Origin of the sequence: Glutamicibacter sp. AOP5-A2-18 (assembly GCF_052446055.1) — a bacterium.
GTDB lineage: Bacteria > Actinomycetota > Actinomycetes > Actinomycetales > Micrococcaceae > Glutamicibacter.
In genome coordinates this window covers 315,019-338,887 of sequence record NZ_JBQSVW010000001.1, presented here as the reverse complement: position 1 = coordinate 338,887, position 23,869 = coordinate 315,019, and the positions used below count along the sequence as shown (strand labels likewise).

The 23,869-nt window shown below is 55.4% G+C and carries 27 protein-coding genes; 16 read left to right on the top strand and 11 right to left on the bottom strand.

What is annotated here, in order from left to right; translation table 11 throughout:
- Positions 1-36 precede the first annotated feature (36 nt).
- The gene (locus ACT3RW_RS01645; RefSeq protein ID WP_444612603.1) at positions 37-984 is read right to left on the bottom strand and encodes a phosphotransferase; all 948 of its coding nucleotides are present in this window, start codon (positions 982-984) and stop codon (positions 37-39) included.
- 275 nt (positions 985-1,259) lie between these two features.
- Entirely contained in the window at positions 1,260-1,622 is a 363-nt protein-coding gene (locus ACT3RW_RS01640) for a transcriptional regulator (protein WP_444612602.1), read from the bottom strand.
- A 661-nt stretch (positions 1,623-2,283) separates the two neighbouring features.
- On the opposite strand from ACT3RW_RS01640, the gene ACT3RW_RS01635 reads away from it, so the two are divergent.
- Entirely contained in the window at positions 2,284-3,261 is a 978-nt protein-coding gene (locus ACT3RW_RS01635; RefSeq protein ID WP_444612601.1) for a hypothetical protein, read from the top strand.
- Complete coding sequence (locus tag ACT3RW_RS01630) at positions 3,258-3,791, top strand: iron chaperone (RefSeq protein WP_444612600.1); 534 nt, start codon at positions 3,258-3,260, stop codon at positions 3,789-3,791. The genes ACT3RW_RS01635 and ACT3RW_RS01630 overlap by 4 nt, the downstream gene beginning before the upstream one ends.
- Positions 3,792-4,055: 264 nt before the next feature.
- Here ACT3RW_RS01630 and ACT3RW_RS01625 read toward each other — a convergent pair whose 3' ends face one another.
- Both ACT3RW_RS01625 and ACT3RW_RS01620 read right to left on the bottom strand, forming a co-directional pair.
- A complete protein-coding gene (locus ACT3RW_RS01625; protein ID WP_444612599.1) occupies positions 4,056-4,472 on the bottom strand; it encodes a hypothetical protein in 417 nt (138 codons plus the stop codon).
- Between the two features lie 93 nt (positions 4,473-4,565).
- Complete coding sequence (locus ACT3RW_RS01620) at positions 4,566-4,976, bottom strand: hypothetical protein (protein ID WP_444612598.1); 411 nt, start codon at positions 4,974-4,976, stop codon at positions 4,566-4,568.
- A gap of 154 nt (positions 4,977-5,130) precedes the next feature.
- On the opposite strand from ACT3RW_RS01620, the gene ACT3RW_RS01615 reads away from it, so the two are divergent.
- Positions 5,131-5,373 (top strand): hypothetical protein, encoded by a 243-nt coding sequence (locus tag ACT3RW_RS01615; RefSeq protein ID WP_444612597.1) that lies wholly within the window; start codon positions 5,131-5,133, stop codon positions 5,371-5,373.
- A 182-nt stretch (positions 5,374-5,555) separates the two neighbouring features.
- The gene (locus ACT3RW_RS01610; protein WP_444614597.1) at positions 5,556-6,047 is read left to right on the top strand and encodes an NUDIX hydrolase; all 492 of its coding nucleotides are present in this window, start codon (positions 5,556-5,558) and stop codon (positions 6,045-6,047) included.
- 34 nt (positions 6,048-6,081) lie between these two features.
- Here ACT3RW_RS01610 and ACT3RW_RS01605 read toward each other — a convergent pair whose 3' ends face one another.
- Positions 6,082-6,447 (bottom strand): ClpX C4-type zinc finger protein, encoded by a 366-nt coding sequence (locus ACT3RW_RS01605; RefSeq protein ID WP_444614596.1) that lies wholly within the window; start codon positions 6,445-6,447, stop codon positions 6,082-6,084.
- A gap of 208 nt (positions 6,448-6,655) precedes the next feature.
- Here ACT3RW_RS01605 and ACT3RW_RS01600 point away from each other — a divergent pair, with 208 nt between their 5' ends.
- Positions 6,656-7,138, top strand: a complete 483-nt coding sequence (locus tag ACT3RW_RS01600) for an MFS transporter (RefSeq protein WP_444614595.1) — start codon at positions 6,656-6,658, stop codon at positions 7,136-7,138.
- A 72-nt stretch (positions 7,139-7,210) separates the two neighbouring features.
- Positions 7,211-7,834 carry a hypothetical protein gene (locus tag ACT3RW_RS01595; RefSeq protein ID WP_444612596.1) on the top strand — a complete coding sequence of 208 codons (624 nt, stop codon included), beginning with the start codon at positions 7,211-7,213 and terminating at the stop codon, positions 7,832-7,834.
- A gap of 11 nt (positions 7,835-7,845) precedes the next feature.
- Here ACT3RW_RS01595 and ACT3RW_RS01590 read toward each other — a convergent pair whose 3' ends face one another.
- Positions 7,846-8,310, bottom strand: coding sequence for a GNAT family N-acetyltransferase (locus ACT3RW_RS01590; RefSeq protein WP_444612595.1), 465 nt, complete (start codon positions 8,308-8,310; stop codon positions 7,846-7,848).
- A 178-nt stretch (positions 8,311-8,488) separates the two neighbouring features.
- Here ACT3RW_RS01590 and ACT3RW_RS01585 point away from each other — a divergent pair, with 178 nt between their 5' ends.
- Positions 8,489-9,043 (top strand): hypothetical protein, encoded by a 555-nt coding sequence (locus ACT3RW_RS01585; RefSeq protein WP_444612594.1) that lies wholly within the window; start codon positions 8,489-8,491, stop codon positions 9,041-9,043.
- A 73-nt stretch (positions 9,044-9,116) separates the two neighbouring features.
- Complete coding sequence (locus ACT3RW_RS01580) at positions 9,117-9,872, top strand: phosphotransferase (protein WP_444612593.1); 756 nt, start codon at positions 9,117-9,119, stop codon at positions 9,870-9,872.
- A 9-nt stretch (positions 9,873-9,881) separates the two neighbouring features.
- Here ACT3RW_RS01580 and ACT3RW_RS01575 read toward each other — a convergent pair whose 3' ends face one another.
- The gene (locus ACT3RW_RS01575; RefSeq protein ID WP_444612592.1) at positions 9,882-10,553 is read right to left on the bottom strand and encodes a response regulator; all 672 of its coding nucleotides are present in this window, start codon (positions 10,551-10,553) and stop codon (positions 9,882-9,884) included.
- A gap of 2 nt (positions 10,554-10,555) precedes the next feature.
- Positions 10,556-12,202: an ATP-binding protein gene (locus ACT3RW_RS01570; RefSeq protein ID WP_444612591.1), complete on the bottom strand. Its 1,647-nt coding sequence runs from the start codon at positions 12,200-12,202 to the stop codon at positions 10,556-10,558.
- Between the two features lie 231 nt (positions 12,203-12,433).
- Here ACT3RW_RS01570 and ACT3RW_RS01565 point away from each other — a divergent pair, with 231 nt between their 5' ends.
- A complete protein-coding gene (locus tag ACT3RW_RS01565) occupies positions 12,434-13,858 on the top strand; it encodes a CitMHS family transporter (RefSeq protein WP_131090542.1) in 1,425 nt (474 codons plus the stop codon).
- 75 nt (positions 13,859-13,933) lie between these two features.
- Here ACT3RW_RS01565 and ACT3RW_RS01560 read toward each other — a convergent pair whose 3' ends face one another.
- Positions 13,934-14,491 carry a mycothiol transferase gene (locus tag ACT3RW_RS01560; protein ID WP_444612590.1) on the bottom strand — a complete coding sequence of 186 codons (558 nt, stop codon included), beginning with the start codon at positions 14,489-14,491 and terminating at the stop codon, positions 13,934-13,936.
- Positions 14,492-14,566: 75 nt separating this feature from the next.
- Between ACT3RW_RS01560 and ACT3RW_RS01555 the strand changes: the two genes are divergently transcribed.
- From ACT3RW_RS01555 to ACT3RW_RS01545, 3 genes are read left to right on the top strand one after another with little or no spacing between them, the layout of a single operon-like run.
- Positions 14,567-15,466, top strand: coding sequence for a 3-methyladenine DNA glycosylase (locus ACT3RW_RS01555; RefSeq protein ID WP_444614594.1), 900 nt, complete (start codon positions 14,567-14,569; stop codon positions 15,464-15,466).
- Between the two features lie 33 nt (positions 15,467-15,499).
- Complete coding sequence (locus ACT3RW_RS01550; protein ID WP_131090545.1) at positions 15,500-15,928, top strand: hypothetical protein; 429 nt, start codon at positions 15,500-15,502, stop codon at positions 15,926-15,928.
- A 50-nt stretch (positions 15,929-15,978) separates the two neighbouring features.
- Positions 15,979-17,556 (top strand): cation:proton antiporter, encoded by a 1,578-nt coding sequence (locus tag ACT3RW_RS01545; RefSeq protein WP_444612589.1) that lies wholly within the window; start codon positions 15,979-15,981, stop codon positions 17,554-17,556.
- Here the strand turns inward: ACT3RW_RS01545 and rlmD are convergent.
- Positions 17,553-18,683: a 23S rRNA (uracil(1939)-C(5))-methyltransferase RlmD gene (gene rlmD, locus ACT3RW_RS01540; RefSeq protein WP_444612588.1), complete on the bottom strand. Its 1,131-nt coding sequence runs from the start codon at positions 18,681-18,683 to the stop codon at positions 17,553-17,555. The two genes, ACT3RW_RS01545 and rlmD, sit on opposite strands and share 4 nt — an antisense overlap.
- A gap of 180 nt (positions 18,684-18,863) precedes the next feature.
- On the opposite strand from rlmD, the gene ACT3RW_RS01535 reads away from it, so the two are divergent.
- A complete protein-coding gene (locus tag ACT3RW_RS01535; RefSeq protein WP_131090548.1) occupies positions 18,864-19,907 on the top strand; it encodes an ankyrin repeat domain-containing protein in 1,044 nt (347 codons plus the stop codon).
- Positions 19,908-19,910: 3 nt separating this feature from the next.
- Here the strand turns inward: ACT3RW_RS01535 and ACT3RW_RS01530 are convergent, their stop codons facing one another.
- Entirely contained in the window at positions 19,911-20,321 is a 411-nt protein-coding gene (locus ACT3RW_RS01530) for a YchJ family protein (RefSeq protein WP_131090549.1), read from the bottom strand.
- A 220-nt stretch (positions 20,322-20,541) separates the two neighbouring features.
- Here ACT3RW_RS01530 and purS point away from each other — a divergent pair, with 220 nt between their 5' ends.
- Genes purS through purL form a run of 3 tightly spaced genes read left to right on the top strand, consistent with a single transcriptional unit; the run spans position 20,542 to position 23,857 of the window.
- The gene (gene purS, locus ACT3RW_RS01525; protein WP_038991933.1) at positions 20,542-20,793 is read left to right on the top strand and encodes a phosphoribosylformylglycinamidine synthase subunit PurS; all 252 of its coding nucleotides are present in this window, start codon (positions 20,542-20,544) and stop codon (positions 20,791-20,793) included.
- Positions 20,793-21,545, top strand: coding sequence for a phosphoribosylformylglycinamidine synthase subunit PurQ (gene purQ / locus ACT3RW_RS01520; protein WP_131090550.1), 753 nt, complete (start codon positions 20,793-20,795; stop codon positions 21,543-21,545). Before purS ends, purQ begins: the two co-directional genes overlap by 1 nt.
- Entirely contained in the window at positions 21,542-23,857 is a 2,316-nt protein-coding gene (gene purL / locus ACT3RW_RS01515) for a phosphoribosylformylglycinamidine synthase subunit PurL (protein ID WP_444612587.1), read from the top strand. Before purQ ends, purL begins: the two co-directional genes overlap by 4 nt.
- The last annotated feature ends 12 nt before the right edge of the window (positions 23,858-23,869 follow it).

Below are 23,869 nucleotides of genomic sequence, written 5' to 3'. Positions count from 1 at the left end.
AGTGTCTTTGGCGAATACCTTCTCGACTGATGAACCCTAGCTGTTCTCGGGCAGACGCTGTCGAAGCCAACCCATAACAGCCTCGCCCTGCTGTTGCTGGAAAACTCGAAGAGTCGGCAGGCCCAGTGGCGCAGGCCGACGGGCAACGTCAACGAAATATGCGCCAAGTCCTGCGAGGACACCATCAACACTGCTCGCATTAGTTGTGGCAAATACTGGGTGCGATTGCACCACTGACTCCACGTCAAAGGAGGGGTCAAACACACGTACATTGACGAGGACCGTGAGCGCATCGAACCAATGCGCACCGATGCACGCCCAAGGCCAGTCCACGAGAATGGCTCCATTGTCGCGGGTGATCAAAACGTTGTCGGCTCGGACGTCGGTGTGAACCAGCGAATCGCCATCCAGAGTCGACAGCCCATGCTCTGCTAGGTGTTCCAAGCGATCGAGGTTTGCACGAATCCTCGGGTCACAGGATTCCGGGAGGTCGGCGCGGACTCGCGCCCACCCTCCAAAATCGACGCTCAACTCCTGCGAAAGTTTCGGCAGGTGCTCCAGTCCTTCAGGAACAGCAGTCCTTGTCAGATCCAGCAGCGCATCAAGCACCAGAGTCAGCTCATTGGTTCGCCAAGGTACGTGAGGGTGGCTGCCTTCCACATCTGAGAGGATTAACGCTATCCAGTCACCGTCATCGAATGTTCCGATCAGTGAGGCCGCTGGTAGCTCTAGTGGTAGAGCAGCAGTAATTGCGGCTTCTTTTCGATGGATCACCGGTGATACTTCGTTCAAAGACGAATTCACCGCTTTAACGAAGGCCGTGCGTCCGGATGCTGTTCGCACTCTGTCGGCAGTTCCAGGCGAAAAGCCTCCCTGCTGACCGATAGATTCCACGACAGATGATCCCAAGATCTGCTCGATACCAAGTCGCACGTGCTCGGGTAAGTTAGCCCATGTAATGCGAGTGCTCCATTCCGGTTCCATGACTCATATTGTTCCTGCCACGACCCGGATATGGTCCTCTTCAACACGCTGCAAAAAGCTCTGTGATCCGTACTCTGTACGGCCGCTATCGCATTTGTCGACGAACACCGCAGGTACAAGTCCGGCAACAGGAACAGCCTGATGGTCTGGTAGCACTGCCGCGGCTAGCGCTGAAGACTCATTTCTAGCTGAGTTGTGTTGACTCGACGTCAGCGCCATCCTCTGCTCGCGCGACTAACGCAGGAGAGAAAAACGGCATATTGGTTCAGGCTCGGTCATACCGAGCCTGAACCATATTTCTTGAGCTCTTTGAGAAGCAAACGAAACTCTGCTCTGCCTGCTTCAGATGCACTTACAACGGTTACCGGGTAGCGACCGTTACGCTCTTTGCTCACATGAACTAGATCGTGTTCATCCAGAAAGCCAACCGCACGCGAGACATCCGGTAAGGATAGGCCGGTGAACTCCTGAATCGAGGGGTAATCCGATTTTTCTACCTGTATCAGGAACCCCATGGTCTTGAAACGAGGAGGGGAAAAAAGTGCACGCTGAAGGTCCATAGTGCTTACCGCACCCGTCGTGGTACGAACATCACGAGGATGAGGACTCCGTAGAGCACTACCGGCAAAAGTGGCCACACAAACTGCTCCGCAACCCCTGCTAGGGGTTGCTTATAAAGGCTCCATGACCAGACAAAACTAAACACAGCAACAATGATCGCTCCTGGGCCAGACCATCTTGATACACGCGGTTCATTCCGTCGGCCCACTCTGGCCGTACGAAGCGTGATTACCGCCAACCCCGCAAAACCAACCAATATCAAGCCGCTCGCATTGCCAGTCGCAGAGGCTATTCCACCCAAGTACATGATCACTGGTGTGGCAAGCAGGAAGAGCCAGTCGGAGGTGTTTATGACTCGCCGTGGTGGGCGAGGAATTACCAATGATTCAGTTTTGTCGCCCAAGTTCAAACACCCTTCTTTTATCTTTGGTGAAGAAACTCTGACACAACGATTGCATATGTGCAAGTAGTCATAACTCCGCAATAGATTCTTTCTGCAATGGCCCTCCTACACGCCAAGCTCTGATGGACGTAGCTTTTGCTGCCATTGGCCCAGACCGCGATGTAAGGATCGAATTCGTGAAAGGGAATTCAGCCGCTCAAACATTTCATGAACGGCGTGATTCAAACTCGATTTAGAGGAACACATGGAAGAAGGCTTCATAACGGTTTGGCTTCGTAGACCTGCTGGCCCGATTATTTCAGCAACCTAAATCCTGCCTCGCTTAAGGATCCTGTTTGGGACACAAGGTAAGTGGCATCGCGAAGCTATCCTCGAATTGTCAGCCACGGTTGGCTGTATCCTTTCCAGACCGAGACATCACAGGCATAACAATCGAGGCAACAATGGCGGCGAATCACACGACAGCTTCTGGACTGACGTGGAGCACTCAATCCCATAACGTTAACTTGATTGAAGGTCACCGCGAGCGGCTCAAATTTGCCAACATCACACAACTACCTGAGTCGGGTTTGTTCGCGGAAGAATTGGCCGCAGTGGATCCAGACATCCAGGCGGTTGGAATCGATGTTGAAGGCAATGTGGACCTCACCGGGATCGAGTCCATGCCCCACCTCGTACATCTGTTGATTCATCGCTGCCAAAAGATCCTGCCTTCCTCGGCTCCCCCGACCAAGCCCCTAAACCTGACCCGCGTACTTATGCCCTATTCCGCTGGAGTAACGGAAGAGCTCATTGCTTCGCCACGACTCAGAAATCTGGAAGTGGACGGCGGAAGCCTTGACATGCTCAATGATTTGTCCGAATCGCATATCCAAGTGCAACTTCGAGGGGTGAAAAGCGCATCCGATCATTCGGACTGGGGCCAACTTGGGAACGTGACGGAGTTTGAAATCGTCCAATCGGGGAAAATCGAGGTTCTTCCACCACAAGACAGATGGCCGATGATCGTGAACTTCACGACGGTGAGTTCGTTGCAGGGCCTCGTCCAGGCCTCACAAATCCAGCCGTTTCGCTTCGTGGGATTAGAAGGAATTCGGACCATGGATCCAACCGCATCCATTTGGGATTTACAGGCCAACGATGCCCTCATCAGTTTTAATGCCAAGCCGCCTAAATGGCTGATCGAAGCATGGGATGACAGGCCGGATGACTGGGCAAATACATTCCGTCTCCCCTACCATCGACTACTCCCGGGGTCCGACGATCAAGATTGGTCGAAATACGACACCGGATACGTTGAAGACGATAAATGACCGTGGCTGAAATGCGCAGGCCAAGCCACTGGCATTCAAAAGTTGGTTCCTTTTATGGACACCGCCATACAGTGCAGATGGTTTCGGAGACCAATACAGTCGGCTTAGATGAAAAGGGAACCCGCGCCCGGACGAGGCGGGACGATGCCCAACGCTACACTCGTGCCATGGGTGAAAAAGCGAAGAATGTCGAAGAGTATCTCAATGCGCTGAACCCCGCCTACAAAGCAGAACTTGAACAGATCCGCACGCTGGTCAAACAACTCGTGCCGGACACCGAAGAGACCCTTAGTTATGGGATGCCGACGCTCAAGTACAAAAACCGAGCGCTGGTGTTCTTCACCGCGTCCAAAAAGCACATGAGTTTCTACCCCTCGTCATGGGCGATCGAGGAACTCCGGGACCAGCTCCAGGACTTCAAGACCACCGAACACGCGATCCTATTCACGCCGGATTCACCCCTGTCCAGCCGCCTGATCGAAGATCTTGTTCGCGTTCATGTGCGTGAAATTGACGCCAATAGGCAATAAGCCACTGGCATCTAAGACATGGCAAAGATGCCGAATGGCCGACTTCATACAGGTCTCCCGCCGAGAGTTTCTCCTGCGAGACGGCTGGCGTTGAGATTTGGACATCCGCTCTTTATCGAATCACGCTCGGGAGCCATCTACGTTAATCGCTCTGAAATGCGGGCTCTGCCAAAAGAAGAGCCATACGCTTCAGGCCCTCCCTGTTTCATCTCGAAACTTGTTCACCGCTACGAAAACGATGAAAACAGACACAGAAGCCAATACTTATGGGTATGGATCCTTCGAAAAATTCCGACCGAGACTCCATTCGAGGCCGTCCACCTCGATATTCAAGACTGGGATTGCGTCCCGTCGGAAAAACCGCTTCTGCTGTCCAATGCGACCTTCGCCCCGAAGATAGGCGCGCGCAACGAGGCAGAGCCTAGTTAGCTCATCTACCTTCTCTTGCTCCACATCTTCATAGGCAAAGGTGATTGCCCCAACGTTTAGCTCAGGGATATGAATATCCATCCACTCGTAGGTGGCACGAATAATCGCCGAACGGCCTAGCTCATTCCGACTTTTCACGCGCGCTGCGTATATCCAAGGATCCTTATTGGAATTCGCTTCTTCCACTTTGAATTCCTGGCCGAACACCTCAGCGACGACTCGATCATGCATCTTTCCGATGTCCATAGTCACGAGGATAGTGTCCCACATGCGGTCAGACAGGATATCGTGCGATCCATGATCGCTAAGCAGTTTGCTTAGAGGGGCGCTAGAACCTCCGTCGTCCTAACGCACAGACCAGCGGTTCCGGCCAAGACGCCACTCCTTTCCATCCACCTCTATTGTCAGGACCAGAGCCGTGCCTCGGCGGAAGAACCTACGCCGTTGACTGATAGACCCTTCGCCCCGAAGATACGCATGCATGACGTGGCAGAGCCCTCGAAGCTCATCTTCGTTCTGATGCTCCACCTCATCTTCGGCAAGGACGCTGGTTTGCACGTTCAGTTCGGGGATAAAAGCGTCCATCCACACTGAGGAGGCACGAATGATCGCTGTTCTGCCCTGAACGAGATGACTGATCACGAGCACTGCAGGGCGCGAAGAATCACCGCTGGCAGTCGCATCCTCAACAGCGAAATTCTGGTCGAACACTTCAGCAACAACCCGATGAAGCATGGCTCTGATGTCGATAGTCACGGTGACAGTCTCGCACACGCGATCAAGCATGGCGGCGGTAGCCCGCACGCCGACGCATCATCCGCCAAGAATCCAACCTTGCAGCCAAAGGCACCCTGCCGTATAAGCCGGTGGGCCGATTGAAAAGGGAACAAAAGCTTGGGAAGGTTGGTACATGGGATTATTTGCTGAGATCTTCCGCGTCCAAGATTGGCGGCGTACACCCCTCCTGATCTGGCTACCGTTTACGGCTTGGGTCGTTGCTGCGGTTTCAACGAACTTGGTCCTGATTTTGGTCGGCTGGCCAGGCTCACCATGGCGGTTGCTCATTGCACTCATGATCGGTGTCGTGGCATCGGGCGTGGCACGATGGCTAGTTGTCCGCCGACAGCAGGAACGCGCAACGCTTTCCGAATAGGGATCCAAGCTAAGCCGTCATTGATCTGGATTCCGAACGAAAAGCGTTGGGGATCGAAATCCTTGGTAAGCGCGCTGCCGGCTCCGATGCCATCTCACGGCGATTGCCGATGAGAGCCTACACAAGGCATTGGCCGTCAAAGGATCTATCTGTGCCGAACTACGCGGTAGTCCAGCAGACTAATCGAATCTGCTATCAAGGCTGGCAAGTGCCAGACGTATAAACTAAAGCATGCCTACCATCCGAAACCTCGCCGTGGACTGCCGATACGCAATGGTCATCTTCTCGTCGAGGAAGGTGAAGACACCGTTAAGGGCAGTAGCTACGTGCGCGCAATTGGGGGCGGAATCGATTTCGGAGAAACAGCCGAAATTGCACTCCGTCGTGAATTTCGAGAAGAACTCGGTCTGGAACTTATAGACGTCTGGCTACTCGGTGTTGTTGAGAACTTCTTTGAGTATGAGGGCAGACCAGGTCATCAAATAGCGCATGTTTTCGCCGTAGAGTCTACTGACATCGATTCGATTGCTCTCGACGCACAACTGCACATATTAGACGAAGGCAGCCCAGTGAGATGGATCAACATCGAGCAACTGAACAAGCCCCTGTATCCGGAAGGTGCAGACGCCCTGTTGCAGGTTTGGTTAGAGTCTTCAAAGCCGCGAAGGACATAAGCAAAACGTCAGTCAATCCCCCGCTTGCGGATGCTTAGCTTCGCCGCGATTCATCTTCGGCCACAACAGACTGATGGAAGCGTTCCCAGGCCGACTGTCGGGACATCCCTAGAGATTCCCCAATGCTGGCCCAACTGATTTTCCGGCTCCTTGCTACACCCACCCAAATCCTTAGGTGATTTTCAACGTCATCCCGGGCTTTCGCGACCTTGGGTAGCTGTCCAAGGAGCTCCTCGTTATCCATGGAGTCCCACGGTGCTCGCTGCTGCGATTTTGCTTCCGGAGCAGAATTCTGAAAAAGGACCAAAGCGGCTTCTGTACATTTTCGGCAGATGCCCACAGTAGGAGCACCCACGAGAACACCGGCCTCCGCGCGAGATCGAAGGCAAAACGAACACATGAATGGCTGATCTGCTGAAGCAATATCCCTGACACCATTAGCACTCTGTTCCATGCCATTTAGTCTACGGGAGACTCTTGACCCGTCAGGATCTACCTGACATGCTGTCAGGTAATACCTTACAGAATGTTGAGTTCTCGTGACCACGAATGAAACGCCCGCGCAGCACATACCAACGCCAGAAAAACTCCCTAGATCCTTCCGTTACATGTTGGCAACCACTGCAACAGAAGGGTTTGGGGACGCGATGGCACGCACGCTCATGCCCATTCTCTTGGTCACCATCTTGGGATACGGCACCGGATTTGTTGGTGTCATCAATTCGATTGGTCTGGGAGCTTTCCTGCTCCTAGGGATGCCGATAGGCATGCTCATAGACCGCCTCCGGGACCGCCGCAGGGCCATGAGTGTTTCAAGTTTCGTCCGCTTAGTGGCCCTCCTAGTGCTTGCAGTCTCATTTGCCACCGGCTGGCTTACGGGGACAGCTGTCCTTGCAGTCGCAGTGGTCATCGGGATAGCCGATGTAGTTTTCACCACCGCTCAAGGCCCAGTGATTCAAGGGCTTGTTCCCAAAGAAGGATTGAAGCTCGCGTATTCTCGTTTGACGATTACTGATCAAAGCGCTGGAACGACAGCGGCCGCTCTGGGGAGCTCCGTGCTCGGCCTGCTGGGCCTACCTGGCTTGTTGTGACTAACCATGAGCTCCTACGTTGCTTCGTTATTTTTTCAACGAAGGATTCCGCCGACATTAGCCCCTGCCAACGTGGCTCAGCCAGAACACAGAAAATTTTCCGATGACTTCCTTACCCTGCGGCGCACTCCGGCGCTGTGGTCATTGACGATTTCCAGCGCACTAATCAATGCCGGGGTAATGCTTGGCAATACGGTACTGCCCGTCTTTCTGCTGCGAGATCTGGACATTGTCCCTGCACTTTTCGCAGCTTTGGGTATCGTCTCCGCCGTGGGCGCGATACTCGGGGCAGCACTGGCGCCACGACTATCAGCACAATTCGGACTGCGTACTTTGCGCACCGCTGCTGCTGTGCTGTCGATTCCAGCTGTCGCAATGGCCATTGCCTGCCAACAGCTTCCAGGCCACGAGTTGATCTGGCTTGCTGCACAGTCGATGAGTTGGAGTTTCTTGGTGGCTATTGCCTCGGTAGCCGGTGCGGAGGTCTTGCCTCGTATTATTCCTGCGGAGACTCTGGCTTCGGTCGGTTCTGCGCAACGCACCATCACCTTGGGCGTTATGCCGGTCGCCGCACTGCCGGGTGGTGCCCTAGCAGGATTCACCGGTCCGGTGCTATTGCTGTGGATGTGGGCTTTGTTAGACGGGTGCGCTGCGCTCCCAATCCTCTGCACTGCCGAGCTCAAGGCTTATCGCTGACCTGCTCCGCGTTAACGAAGGTCTAGGGTGAATCCAGGAAATTCCGGAAAATCACCGACGAAATCAGCTTTGAATCCTAACGATTCATAAAACGAAACAGATTCAGGTGTTGCTTGCCAATCCAGAATCATCGGAGTCGGACGCTCTGTTGCCCATTCGAAGGCTGATTCGACGAGCGAACGACCAGTTCCACTCCGGCGGGTCGTTGGCACGACAAACAAATCATGAATTCGTCCAACGGAAAACGAACCTCGTAGAGCCCGACCGTAGTCTTGAACGGCAATGTAACCACTCAGAATCGACTGCTCAACCGCAACACCTATGAACCAATTTGGGTCCTTGAGCAATGCGCAAAAGTGAATTTCAAATTCTTCAAAATCTGTCGCTGGTCCCGGCGTAAACATGTTCGTCAGCTTGTAAAGGCCGGTCGCATCCGCCTCTGAAGCTTTTCTAAGCAGCATGTTGTTGATCGTCATTTTCGTAGACTACAGGTTCGTTATCGTCGGTCTTGGAACGATACTTCCGAACCCTTGGCTATCTTTGCCGGAATCCTAGGCCTTTACTTTAGTGGTCTCATGCGTGGATTCCAGTCAGCTTCTCCGGTACAAACCTCCAGCGCAATGATTACTGGCACACTGGAGACCTGAATACTAGATGTTGAGGTTCAGGCTAGCACTCAGCGAAAATGAATTGTCGTTCGCGCGATTCCTCTACGGTGCAACTGAAACCGGTCCGGCATCAATGCCCTTCGGCGACGAACGATCCGTGTTGCATGGTGAAGGTGGCGCGTTGTTATGGTTTGCCTGCTTCGAAGCGTGGCCCCTGACCCGCAGACGAACTTTCGACAAGTCTGTTCACAAGCCCCGACGCACGGAATACGATATTTCCATGGCCGAACGCATCATGTTCATTCAGCTCAAGACCGGATACAACACCGACCGTGGTCCGGCATGGATAACTCGCGTCCGGTTTTCAAAGTCTTGGAGTACCGCATACTTCCGCGATCTAGCTCTACGGAAAGTCTCTGGAACCTTCGACGCCAATTTTGTTGATCCCGAGACTGGCGATGAGTATTGGATCTCAGGACCGAAACGCGACCGTTCCGATGGTCGTTACAGCAACGTTCAGCCTTCCGTAGATGCTGATGTAGCGGACGAGTATCAGGCATTTCTGGCTGGAGCACCGCTGCCCGGGAGAGAAAACGGCTAAGTGCGCCCAGAGCTCCTAAAGAACGTTCTCCCGTACGAACCTCATGGGCAATGATTACTGGCACACTAGAAAAATGAGTTCACCTCAAGTGCTTTCCGGACCGCCAAAGACTGCGCCAGCGATTCCCACGGCGGTGCGAGCAGTGGCAGGAACAGCTGACATCGAGGCCGTCTGGCAGAACGCTATCGGCGGAGTGACCTATCGGCTTGGGCCAGTCGACAAGTTGCGCTTTGCCAAGTGGTCACCGGGGAATCCACCGTATCAAGAAGCCGATCTTCTCATCGAGGCCCAGCGTATGGAGTGGGCGGGGCAATTCATCAACGTCCCTACAGCGCTTTCCTGCGAGCAATATCCTGAAGGTCAACTGCTGGTCACCGCAGCACTACCCGGCCACAGTGCAGTCAGTGAACTCGGCAAGTCCGCCCCCGAGCGTTCCGCTCTCGCCATCGGCCAAGGGTTGCGAGAACTGCACGATAAGTTGCCGGTCGAGCAGTGTCCGTTTACCTGGCACTTGTCCACGCGGATCAATTCTCTATCGCACAACGAGCAATCCGCATTACTGGCCGAAGCTCCACCACTTGACGCAGTAGTCTGCCACGGTGACGCCTGCCTACCCAACACCATATTGGATGCAAACGGTAATTTCCTGGGTCACGTAGACATGGGAAATCTCGGCGTTGCGGACCGCTGGGCAGACCTTGCCATCGCAGCGTGGAGTACCGAATGGAATTATGGTCCGGGCTACGAACACTCGGTCTATGCCGGATACGGAATAGATCCTAACGAAGAGAAAATCGCTTTCTACCGACGTATCTGGGACGCTACCTAATCCACGTTTCTAGCGTGCCACGTAGCGATGCTCGGGACGGCCTCGGGTCCCGTAGCCCAACTGCAACTCCAAGGATTCGTTGGCTACCAGGGCAGCGAGATAACGCTGGGCAGTAGCTCGTCCAACGCCTACGGCTTCTGCCACCTCGGCCACACTCATTGGTTCAGCTGCTTCCTTCACGCAGTTGAGCACCGCCTGTTCGGTGGGAGCAGCACCCACACTCGGGGCTGTTTCTTCACTGCCTTGCAAGGCTCTGAAGAGTCGGTCAACACCCTGCTGATTAAATTCAGTCACGCCGGTGAGTTGACGTCGATATCGTGCCCACCCTTTGAGTTTGGCACTCAAAGTTTTAGCGTCAAAAGGCTTGATAATAAATGCCAGGGCGCCGTGCCGAATGGCTTTGTCAATGTTTTTTGGCTCGGTGGCCGCCGAGATCATGATGGCATCTACGTCCAGTTCACGCAGCAGCTCAATGCCACTGACATGTGGCAAGTACAGGTCCAAGAGCAACAAGTCAGGCTTAAGCGTGGTGACAAGTTTGGGTACCGTGCGCGGGTCTTGGACTGGTTCCAAAGCTTGGAAACCCGGAATGGAATTGACCATCTCTGCGTGGAGAGCACCTACACGAAAGTCGTCATCGACGATCATGACTTGATAGTTTCCATTGGCGTTTTCGCTCATCACTACGCTCCTTCAGTCTTGTTGTTGTTCTCTGGGGTGGAAGGTTCCACCAGTACCGCAGGCAATCGGGCGGCAAACACCGCGCCGTCGGTGCCGTTGCCCGGATCAGCAATCCAGACATCCCCACTGCGGGCCTGTGCCAGTCGCTTGATCAAGGGCAACCCGACCCCGCGCCCATGTTCATTGCCTAGATGCGATCCGGTACTGACATCCCGGGCAAAAATGTCTTCCGTGGTGGTGATGCCGGGACCGGAATCTGCCACCGCCAGGTGCAGCGTTGTCGCCTCGGAGAGCAAATCAATTTCCACCCACGGCTCTCCGCTACCGCGCAAGGCCGCGGTAAAGGCGTTGTCTAGCAGATTGCCCAGCACCGCGGTGGCGTCTTGAGCATCATGAGCCGAGGCGATCTGGCCAAAGAGCATGGATTGACTCGACACCCGCAATTTGATGCCCTGTTCGTGAGCGCGAACGGCCTTGGCCGAGATAAATGCCGAAAGATAGGCGTCTTGGATCGCTTCCAGTCCGGGCACCTGTGCGATCTTCGGCCCGGTTTCCATCACTTCACGCAGGTAGGCTTCGGCCTGCTCAATTTGGCCCAAATCAAGAAGTCCCAATACCGCGTGCATACGGTTGGCGAACTCATGGCGCTGAGCACGCAAGGCATCAGCCATATCTTGAACCGCATCCAGCTTGGTACCCAGGGCCTCGATGGTGGTGACATCATGGAGCAGCACTACCTGCCCCAGATCCAGACCGTCGCGGTTCACCTCGTTTACTCGGGCAACCAGTGAATTGCCGTTGGCTTCCAGGCGCACCGGGGCAGGATCTCGTTCCTTGATGGCCTTGACCAACCGTCGGTCCAGACCAGCAGATTCAAAGTGCCGCCCAACTACGTCTTCGAGTTCGGTGCGATGTGGCAGGCCCAAAAGTTGCCGGGCCGCTTTGTTGCGCACGGTGATCCGTCGGTCAACGCCGATGCCCATCACGCCTTCGGTCACACCGTAGAGCACCGCCTGCTGATCACGGACCAGCTGGGCAATTTCGGTCGGTTCAAGTCCCAGCGTCTGGCGTTTGAGTCGGCGCACGGTGATCCGTCCGGCCACCGTGGCCAGCCCGGCAGCCAAGAGGGCAAAGAGCACGATCCAGCTAAACGATTGTAAGAGTGCACCGGTCAGTGACTGGGTGGTCACGCCCACCGAAACCTCGCCGATGATCTGGCCGGATCCGCCATGGATAGGGACTTTGGCGCGCACCGATTCGCCCAAGGTGCCATGCTCCCTAGACACCGCTTCGATTCCGTCCAGTGCCACCGGATCGGTGGAAACCATCTGGCCTATTTCTGCTGGATTGGGATGACTCAGGCGCAGTCCGCGGTCCTCGGTAATCACCACAAAGTACGCCTGTTTTTGTTCCAGAATGGCATTGGCCAGCTGCTGCAATTTCCCGTTGGATAGCTCTTTTTCATCAAGGTCTTCCATCGCCGAGTAGCGGTTCACCTCGTCAACAACTTCCGGAAGTACCGCGACAGATCTAGCGATGGTCAGCGAGGTGTCTTCGGCGCGCGAATACACCCGGTCATAACTGGCATAAAGCGTTCCGGCGGTGACCAGCACGATGAGTACACCAACAACAAGGAACTGCAAACGCATAATGCGCGATGCAAAATGCCTCGAGCGAGGGCCAGAACGGAACATGCCACCCAGCATAGACGCACTGAAGAGCCAACGCGATTTTAAAGAGCAAAAAGATGGTTAAGAACTTAAGCGTTCAATAATCAGCACAAGGCGCGCAACGTGAGCCCCGCCACGTACTTTTGACTGGTGCCCTGAACTTCTGGGTGACACAAAGACGTACCACTCACCGAAATGGAGGTCGGGGCAATGCTTGTTGCACTCGGATTCCTCATGGTCGCCACCTTTATGGCGCTGATCATGACAAAACGCATGACGCCACTTCTGGCATTGATTCTCGTCCCAACCATCTTCGGTTTGTTCACCGGCGCCGGCTTCGGCCTGGGCGACATGATCATGGACTCCATCAAGGACATGTCCGGCACCGCAGCACTGCTGATGTTTGCCATCATGTACTTCGGCATCATGATCGATGTTGGCCTCTTTGACCGCCTGGTTGCTGGCATTCAAAAGCTTGTAGGCAATGACCCGGCCAAGGTAGTTATGGGCACCTCGCTGCTCACCGCAGTCATCTCGCTAGATGGTGACGGCTCCACCACCTTCATCGTGGTCACCGCAGCCCTGCTGCCGATCTACCAGCGTCTGGGCCTGAGCCCAGTAGTACTGACCTGCGTTGCAGGTTTGACCAACGGCACGCTGAACATCGTTCCTTGGGGCGGCCCAACCGCTCGTGCTGCCGCAGCGCTAAAGGTTGATGCAGCTGACGTCTTTGTTCCAATGCTTCCTTCCTTGGGTGTCGCACTGGTTGTTATTGCCCTGTTCGCATGGCAGATGGGCGTTGCTGAACGCCGTCGCTTGCAGCGTGAACGCCCAGAGCTCTGGGGCACCGAATTCGGTGGCGGCAACATGAGCTCCCCAACCGGTGGCACCTCACCAGCTGGCACTTCGTCATCCGGTGGAAACCTTGCTGTCCTTGAAGCTGTAGCCCGCAAGGGGGATGGTTCAGAAGCTGCCACGATGAACGGCACCGTACTGGATCCAAACCGCGAGACCCTGCGTCCAAAGACTTTCTACTTCAACTTGGTGCTCACCGTAGCCATCATGGTGTTGCTGGTTGTTGACGTTCTTCCACTGTCCTACCTGTTCATGGTTGGTACCGCAGTTGCCTTGGTAGTGAACTTCCCGAAGGTCTCCGACCAGGTGAAGATGATTGCAGCGCACTCCAGCGAAATCATCGCTGTGGTCTCCATGGTTCTCGGTGCAGCAGTACTCACCGGCGTGCTCTCCGGCACCGGCATGGTTGATGCCATGAGCCAGTGGCTGGTTGATATCATCCCTGACTCCATGGGCCCATACATGGCAGTTATCACCGGTTTGATCTCCATCCCGGCCACCTTCCTGATGAGCAACGACGCCTTCTACTTCGGCATCCTGCCAGTGCTCACCGAAGCCGGTGCACACTTCGGTGTTCCAGCCGTAGACATGGCTCGCGCCTCGATCACCGGCCAGCCGGTACACATGCAGTCCCCACTGGTTCCTGCCATCTTGCTGCTGGTATCGCTCTCTCGCGTAGATCTGGGCGATCACCACAAGAAGGTATTGTGGCGCGCATTGGTTGTGGCCTTGGTTATGCTTGCCACCGGTGTGATCTTCGGAGCAATCCACATGGGCTAATGCCCGCAGACAGTAATTAGTTCAAAAGCGACGTCCCGCAGTCCTCAATCTTGAGCACTGCGGGACGCCGCATTTTTAAGCGTCAAACCATGAGGGGAGAAAATCCTGCGGCGGATCTTCACCCACCCTGCCGTCGATGGCTTCCCGCAGTAAATCAGCGTGTCCGGTATGCCGGCCGTACTCTTCAATCAAGTCGCAAACGATCCGACGTACCGACAAAAATTGTCCGTCAAAATCCAGGGCTGATTCGGTATCCAACAGGTTGTTCTCGAGGATCTGTTGCGTGATCATTCGACTATTGGCCACCGCTTGGTCATAGAGTTCATAGAGATTTTCAGCTGTTTGAGAGCTGTCTACAGCAAATGGATCGTGTCCCTGAGCGGTGAGTTCCAGCAACACTTCGGGACGCTTTTGTGCAATGAGATAAGTGAATTTCTCATCCTCAACTGCTGCAAGGTGTTGGAGCAGACCGCCAAGGCTCAAGGCACTACTGGGCAGTTGTGCAGTTAATTGCGTGATCTGCAGCCCGTCAGCCTTGTACCTAAAAGTCACCCGCAACCGATCAAGCATGGCAAATAGGTGCAGCTCTTCGCTAGCAAACACTGGCGGTTCCCAAACAGGAAAATCATCCATGGCCTACTCCTGAGGTTGGTGTGAGTTGGCGTACCAAAGTGGTCTCACCGAGCGATGAATTGAATAATGAGAAGTATGCCCGTTACCGCCACCATTTTGGAAGCCTCACAGTGGACGCCCTTGGCCAACCACCACGAGGCCCGCGCGCGTGCCTTCGGTGAACCATTTGTAGACCGACGCATGAAGGGAAAGAAGCATCCGATTGAGGACTTTCTTTTCACTTACTACACGCAAAAGCCGGGTCAGCTGTATCGCTGGCATCCAGGAATGAATGTTGTGCTCAGCGGGGAGCAGGCTCAACAGCGTGCTGATTGGAAGTTCTATCGACCGGTTCAAACCGCCTCGGGCACCGGCTACGAGTTTGATGCACAGGCCTTTGTTCAGGCACGTGCCCGGGCCATAGATTTTGCCCGAGTAATTCTGGCTGGCACCTCGCAGCGGGCCGGCAATTTTGCGTGCTTCGGCCTGCACGAATGGGCCATGGCCTACAAATCTGAGGTTAATGGCATCCGTCATGAGTACCTACCCCTGCGCTTGGGCGCAGCGGCTACCGACGAAGTAGTGGAAACCGAAAAAATTCGTTGCACGCATTTTGATGCCTTCCGTTTTTATACGCCACAAGCAGTGGGCCTCAACGAGCTACAGCCCACCCGCGAAACTCAACGCGACCTGGAACAGCCCGGTTGCCTGCACGCCAACATGGACCTCTACAAGTGGGCCTATAAGCTCTCCCCAGCCGTGCCTAGCGACTTGGTTATGGATTGTTTTGAACTCGCATGGGATATCCGCACCATGGACATGCAAGCTTCTCCCTATGACCTGGGCGACTGGGGCCATGAGCCGATTCGTATCGAGACTCCTAGCGGAAAAGCCGAATACGTTCGGCTGCAAAAACAATTTGCCGATAGGGCTGATGTGCTGCGTCTTAGACTGCTGGAAGTCGCCAACAACCTACCGCTTATCGTCCAAGACTAGATCTTGGTTAGGGTCACGGCGCACAATGTTTTTATGGGCACCAATACTCGCCCTAGTCGGGTTCTAATCCATGGATTCATCGTCGTACTGATCTTGGTGGCGACTTCTTGCTCAGCGCCACAGCAACCTTCTGCGCAAACTCAACTGAAAATCATCTTCCGTGCCGACGGTGAAAAAGTTACCGCCCAGCACACCCTGGACTGCAATGGGGAAAAGGCCACCAATACCAGCACTCTGCCCGATGCTTTGGCTGCCTGTGCTTCTTTGGAAAAGTTAACTACCCTAGTAAATTCCTCGCCCAACCCCACTAAAGTCTGTACCCAAATTTACGGTGGGCCGCAACGCGCCCAGGTCTCTGGACTGTTGCGCGGACAAGCGGTAAACCTCGAATTCTCCCGATCCGACGGCTGCTTGATTAGCCAATGGGACGCAGCAAAATTCCTCTTGGATTCCGGTACATGAGGGAAACAAACCACAAATTAGTTGCAAGAATCTACTACAATTAGAAGACTATGGATTTTTTCCTTCTGGTCATCGGATTATTGTTCGCCACTATTCTGATCGTCGGTGTCGGAGAACGCATTAAACTGCCTTACCCGATCCTGATGTTGATATTCGCGTCGCTGGCGGGCTTCCTCCCGTTCATGCCCGAAATGCATATCGAACCAGAACTGATCCTGCCAATATTCCTACCGCCTCTGCTCTTTGCCACAGCGCAGCGAAGCAGCTGGTCGGTCTTCCGACTTCGGTGGAAAGCCCTGATCCGGCTAGCGGTAGTGCTCATTGTGGTCACTGCGGGTACGGTCGCGGCCACAGCCATGGCCTTCACCCCCGTCGTTTCGATCCCATTGGCACTGGCTTTGGGCGCGATTGTTGCCCCGCCTGACCCGGTAGCAGTGGACGCCATTGCGACCAAGGTAAAAATGCCACGACGATTAACTTCGTTGCTGGAAACCGAGGGTCTGTTCAACGATGCCATGGCTATCGTGATCTTCCAGTTGGCTGTTCAAGCCACCGTGGATAACTCAAGTGTCGGGCTGGAGCTCATCCCACAGTTTGTCATCGGTGCTGCTGGTGCAGTGGTCCTGGGTCTAGCCATGGGTTGGGCTATTGGTGCGCTGAACCGCTTTGTTCCTAACCTGGCCGCACGTAGCGCCGCCACCTTGGTGGCCCCCTACGCGGTGTACATGATCGCTGAAGAAGTCCATGTCTCAGGGGTTATTGCAGTGGTGGTCACCGCCCTGGAAATGGTTCGTCGTGACCGCCCTCAGGACTCGGCGGAACGCTTGACCCGTCAGGCCTTCTGGGAAGTACTGGAACTGCTCGCCACCGGTCTGGCCTTCGGCTTGATGGGCATCGAAATGAACCAAGTTATTCAGGAGGAAGGCAGCAACCTGATTGGCTACATCCCGGGTATTGCCGCCATCTGTTTCGTAGTAATCGCGATACGTGCACTGTGGATGTTCGGCACGTATTATTTGCCTAACCGCAGCAAGGCCAAAATCCCCGCACGCAAGGACTCACTGGTACTCACCTGGTGTGGCATGCGCGGTCTGGCAACCTTGGCCCTCGCCTTGGCGCTACCTCATGTACGAGCCGACGGAACGGTCATCGAAGAACGCAACTTTGTTGTGGTGACCGCGTGCGCGGTATTGCTGTGCACCTTGGTGGTGCCAGGTCTGACCCTTCCAGCTCTCATGCGTGTACTGAGGCTGCGCAATAACGAGCAGGACACCAAACGTGCTCGTCGTGCTTTGGCCCGTCGCGCTGAAGCTGTTGCAATGTCAACGCTGCGCAAGAACGTTGACTTGCAGGAGTTACCGGAGAACTACCAGCAGGCAGTACGCCGCCGCATGAACTCATTGCATTCAATCTTGTCTAAAGATCCGGACCCGCACGATGCGATCTCTGATGAAAAATACACTCAGATTCGCGCCGTGATCGCCAAGGCAGATTCGATCCAGGCCATTGCCTTGGAAGCGGCCCGCGACGAGTTGCTCAAGGCTCGCCGCGAACCGAATATTGATCCGCATTTGGTGGACGAGATTGTTGTCCGCTTGGACCGACGCACCGCCACCTTGGACCGCTAGGAGCTCTTGCGCTCCAGCTTGACCATGACTTCGTAGTGGTCAGTCTGCGGGAACATGTCCATTACACGGGCCACCTGAGGCGTGTAGTTTTCTAGACGCTCAAGGTCCCGGGCCAAGGACTTGGCATTGCAGCTGGAATAGATCAGGTGCTGCACATCAGATTTGTTCAGCCACTGCGAAAGTTCAGCTGAGATCCCTCGTCGCGGTGGGTTCACAATCACTGCGTCCGGGGCCCAGCCTGCGTTCAGTGCAAACTCGGTGGCATCTGAGACAACAAAGTGCGCATCGGTGAAACCCATTGATTCAGCGCTGATCTTTGCGGCAGCAACTGCCTCTTCGCTAGTTTCAATTCCGTAGACGGTGCGGCCTTCGCCAGCGGTATGCAGGGCAAAGCCACCGACTCCGCTATACAGGTCCCACACGCTTTCAGGTTCAACGTCATCAATCCATTGGCGTGCCTGACGATACAGGGCCGCAGCGATCTCGGTATTGGTTTGGAAGAAACCTTGTGGACGCAGATGCATTGGCACACCGTTGAGCCCAAATTCCAAGGTGGTGCGACGGGTAAGGATAATTTCTTCCTCACCTTCCAGCACTGCCTTGTGCTCCGGAAGGAAGTTCACCGAAACCTCACTGTGGTGCGGCAACAGTTCCAAGAATTGTGGCAGCGAATCGCGCAAGGCCACAAAGTGCTTCTTTGTGCGCAAGACCCAACGCACCATCACCGCTCCGGTGTCCGAAAGTGTGAGGATTACATGCTTGAGCTCACCCTTGCGCTTGGGAACGTCATAAGGGATGAGTTTGAGTTCTTTGATGAATCGCTCAATCACCGGCAACAGTGTGCGCAAGGTTGGCGCAATGACGCCACAGTTGCGCAGGTCCACGCCGTGCCCCTCGGTATCGAGGATGCCGATGGTCGGAGCCTGGGTCGTTCCGGAGATGACCATTTTGGCTTTATTGCGGAAGCCCTGTTCATTGCTTGGTTGAGCGGGCAAGAATTTCAGTGTGTCAAAGTCGGCAAGCAGATGTTGGCAATCCTCAACTTTTGCTTGCAACTGGCGGGCATAAGGAACCGTCATTTGTGTGCATGAGCGGCAACGGGAGGCAGAAAAGTAGAGGCATTCCATGATGTCTACGATTTTAGCGAAGATCTGCTACAACAAACGCCAAGAATTTTTGGCGCTGATTGACCGTAAATTTTCAGCTTCAGCCGATATGCTCACAAAGGAAATCGAAAGTTTCCAAGCGAAATCCCCTATTGGCATTAATTGTCATGGGAAACGGTTGCCGAAACCGCGAAAGGACAGATGGCACTTCTAACCGGGCTCTCCACGCGCCGCCGTGGCATCGCGTTAATTGCGCTTCCATTGGCAGCCGCGATCGGTGCATTCACTGGTTGCGCCCCGTCCTCACCGCAAGCCCAAGGAACGCAGTCCAGCAGCCCTTCGGCAAGCAACGCCCCTAGTGCCTCCAGCGCCACGCCAGCTCCAACCGTCGCTCAAGAATCTTCGACAGCTTCAAAATCCTCAGCGCTACCGTCTAGTTCCGCTTCGCAGGCACCAGTTCAAAGCACGGCGGCCACACCGTCAGCTACCCCCGCAGCCACTAGTGCTCCAGCAACTGTTGCTTCAGCAATTGCTACAGCTAGCGCCACCCCAAGTAGTGCAAGTTCGCAGAGCACCCTCTCACCTTTGGCTTCCGGAGCCGGATCCGGCGAGACTCTGAAATCAGTGGAATCCACCGTGGCGGCTCTTCCCGCCGAATCAAGCAAGCTATTTGCTGCCATCAAGGCCAATAATCTGAAGGGCGTCAAAAAGGTCCTGAAGTCCGGCGTTAATTTGGCAGTCAAAGATGGCTCCGGACGCACGGCACTGATGCAGGCAGTCATTGCCAAAAATGAGCCCATCATCAAGACACTCTTTGATGCCGGCTCCAACCCGAACATCAAGGACAATTACCAGGAATCCCCGTTCTTACGCGCCAGCGCTAACGGTCAAACCGGTGCGCTGCAGATGTTTATCAAGGGCGGCGCCAACGTCCAAGAGGTCAATCGGATGGGTGGCAGCGCCTTGACTGTGGCCAGCGAAAACGGCCAGGTTGCGGCCGTACGAATTCTGTTGCGCACTAACATCAACATTGACCACGTGAATGATCTGGGTTGGACTGCCTTGCATGAAACTATCGTGCTGGGCCAAGGCACCAAGAGTTCAGTGAATATCGCCGAGTTGTTGGTTGCCAACGGCGCAGATCCACGACTCAAAGACCGTACCGGAGCCGACGCTTTCAAGATGGCCCGTGATCGCCAGCAGACGCAGATGTTAACCATGCTGCAGACTGCTAGCCGCCGCTAAAGCTCACAGGGCGTTAACGTAAAACCAAGCATCAGCTTCGCGGACAAAGGTGCTCACCTCATGTTGCGCAGCTGCATTGCCCCCATCAACATAGTGCGCGGCAAATTCCACAACACCACGGGTGGCCTGAGCACCACCAGCACGAGTGGACAGGATTTCTAAACCCGCCCAGCGCATCTGGGGGTCCAAATCCAATTCTTGAGGGCGAGTACTCTCATGCCAGGTGGCCAGAAGATAGGGAACCAGGCCCAGCACAAATCCGCTGTAGCGCGAACGCATCAGTTCTTCAGCGGTTTCAGGCAATACCGAACCGTCCGCCCGTCCGTCATGAAAGCGCTGGCAGCACTGAGCGTAACTGAGCTTGACCGAGTCCAATTCACGGCATGAACACGTTGTCTGACTAGAGTTTTTCACGCTTTCAGAATACGCGTCGCACACAGTTTTGCGCCCCGTGAGCCAAAGATCACATGACTTATATCTAGGGATATCGGCCCGATCAGGCACAGGCACGTCTGGCCGGTCACATTCACGGGTAGACTGTTAGGGCAAGCTCGCGGAGCGCCAAATCCCCCTGGTGTGAGACGGCATCTCCGTGTGGCATTTAACTTAACCTCGCCAACAGGAGATATGCCGGATGCCCCGCATCGTTGTAGATGTCATGCTCAAGCCAGAAATCCTTGACCCTCAGGGCAAGGCCATCGCGGGAGCACTTCCCCGCCTAGGCTTCACCTCCTTCGAAGCTGTCCGCCAGGGCAAGCGCTTTGAACTTTCCGTGGACGGCGAGGTGACCGAAGAAATCCTTGCTCAGGCTCGTGAGGCAGCAGAAACCCTGCTCTCCAACCCGGTGATCGAAGATGTCGTCAACGTCGAGGTAGTCGAAGACTAATGAGCACCGAACTCCCCCTGATTGGCGACTACTCAGCGCCAACAAACGAATTGTCAGGAGCACGCGTCGGCGTGGTGACCTTCCCAGGCACCCTTGATGACCGTGATGCCGCCCGTGCAGTGCGCGCCTCCGGTGCCGAGGCAGTGTCCCTGTGGCACGCCGACACCGACCTGCAGGATGTTGACGCCGTGGTAATCCCTGGTGGCTTCTCCTACGGTGACTACCTGCGGGCTGGCGCGATCTCGCGTTTTGCTCCAATGATGGCCAAGATCGCCGACGCTGCGAACTCCGATGCCAAACTGCCTGTACTGGGTATTTGCAACGGTTTCCAGATCCTCACCGAGTCGCATCTTTTGCCTGGCTCGATGATCAAAAACGATCACCTGAAGTTCATCTGCCGCGATCAGCTGCTGCGTGTGGAGAACAACCAGACCGCTTGGACCAATGGTTTTGAAGCTGGCCAGGAAATCACCATCGTGCTCAAAAACCAGGACGGCCAGTACGTGGCCGACGAGAAGACCCTGGATGAGCTTGAAGCCGAGAACCGCATTGCGTTCTCCTATGTGGGCTGGAACCCGAATGGTTCGCGCCGTTCGATCGCTGGCGTCAGCAACAAGGCTGGCAACGTGGTGGGTCTTATGCCTCACCCGGAGCATGCCATTGAGGTTGGCTTTGGCCCCGATGCCCGCGGCACCGATGGGCTAACCTTCTTCACCAGTGTTCTGACCCACCTTGTTGGAGGAAAAAAGTGAGCCAGGAAGTCACCAAAGAATTCAACATCGACACCGTCGATAACGCCGCCGGCACCCCAGATGTAGAACTGCCTTGGGCAGAGCTGGGCTTGAAGGACAACGAATTTGCCGAGATCGTGAAGATCTTGGGCCGTCGTCCCACCGCTGCTGAATTGGCCATGTACTCGGTGATGTGGTCCGAGCACTGCTCGTACAAGTCCACCAAGAACCACCTGCGCCAGTTTGGGCAGAAGGTCACCGATGAGATGAAGAAGGACCTGATGGTCGGCATGGGCGAAAACGCCGGTGTTACCGACCTGGGCGACGGCTGGGCCGTGACGTTCAAGATCGAGTCGCACAACTCGCCTTCCTACGTTGAGCCATACCAGGGTGCTGCTACCGGCATTGGTGGCATCGTACGTGACATCATCTCCATGGGTGCCCGTCCGATCGCCGTGATGGATCCATTGCGTTTTGGCGCCATCGATCACGAAGACTCGCAACGCGTGGTGCACGGCGTAGTTTCCGGCATCGGCGGCTACGGCAACTCGCTGGGCCTGCCGAACATCGGCGGCGAAACCGTCTTTGATCCGATCTACCAGGGCAACCCACTGGTGAACGCCTTGGCTGTTGGCGCACTGCGCCACGAAGACCTGCGCCTGGCTAACGCCTCGGGTGTGGGCAACAAGGTAGTGCTCTTCGGTGCACGCACCGGTGGCGATGGCATCGGCGGCGCTTCGGTGCTGGCTTCCGAATCCTTCGATGACACCAAGCCTTCCAAGCGCCCTGCTGTACAGGTCGGTGACCCGTTCGCCGAGAAGGTACTGATCGAGTGCTGCCTGGAACTGTTTAAGGCTTCACTGGTTGAAGGTATCCAGGACTTGGGTGCTGCAGGTATTTCCTGTGCAACTTCCGAGCTGGCTTCCAATGGTGAAGGCGGCATGCAGGTTGAGCTGACCGACGTGCTGCTGCGCGACTCCACCCTGACCCCGGGCGAAATCTTGATGTCGGAGTCCCAGGAACGCATGATGGCAGTTGTCACCCCTGAAAACGTTGACGCGTTTGAAGCTGTTATGGCCAAGTGGAACGTGGAGTACTCCTGGTTGGGCGAGGTGACCGATACCGACCGTTTGATCATCACCTGGAAGGGTGAGGTCATCGTGGACGTGGACCCTAAGACCGTGGCCCACGACGGCCCGGTTTACGACCGCCCTTACGCTCGCCCAGAGTGGCAGGATGCTCTGCAGGCTGACACCTTTAAGTCTTCGGAGGCCGGCAAGAACTTGCCAGCAACCGGTGATGAGCTCAAGGCTGCCGTGCTGGAACTGATTGCCAGCCCAAATATGTGCGACAAGTCCTGGATCACCAACCAGTACGACCGCTACGTTGGTGGCAACACCGCATTGGCCGCCCCGGATGATTCCGGTGTGGTGCGTATTGATGAGTCCACCGGTTTGGGTGTGGCCATCGCTACCGATGCCAACGGCCGTTACACCTATCTGGATCCATACGCTGGCGCTCAGCTAGCACTGGCCGAGTCCTACCGCAACGTTGCTACCTCTGGTGCAATCCCTGCGGCGGTCTCGGACTGCCTGAACTACGGTTCCCCAGAGAACCCAGATGTCATGTGGCAGCTAGCCGAGGGTATCCGCGGCCTGTCTGATGCTTGCATGGTGCTTGGTGTTCCAGTCACCGGCGGTAACGTGTCGCTGTACAACCAGACCGGCGACAAGCCGATCCACCCAACCCCAGTGGTTGCTACCTTGGGTAAATTTGATGACGTTGCTCGCCGCACCCCTTCGGGCTGGCGCGAAGAGGCCGACGGTCAGGCGATTTACCTGATCGGTCACACCAAGGATGAGCTTGATGGCTCTGAGTTCGCTAACCTGCGCGGTCACCTCGGCGGTGTACCGCCGGTAGTTGACCTGGAAGCGGAAAAGGAACTGGGCGCGATCCTGATCAACGCTAGCCGCGATGGCATGATCGATGCAGCTCACGACTTGTCAGAAGGTGGTCTGGCCGCAGCATTGACCGAGATGGTTCTGCGCTTCGGCGTTGGCGCTCGTGTAGCACTGGATGAGATCAAGGAACGTGACGGCGTAGATTCCTTCACCGCTTTGTTCTCGGAGACTCAGGCCCGCGCCATCGTTGCTGTCCCACGAAGCGAAGAAGTTCGTTTTAAGGATATGACCAGCGCCCGCGGTGTGACCGTGGCTCGCTTGGGCATCGTTGATGCGCAGTCCGGTTCTTTGGAAGTCCAGGGCGAATTCACCGCTTCGTTGGAAGAGCTTCGTGAGGCTAACGAAGGCACCATGAAGAAGTACTTCGGCTAATACCCACCGGTT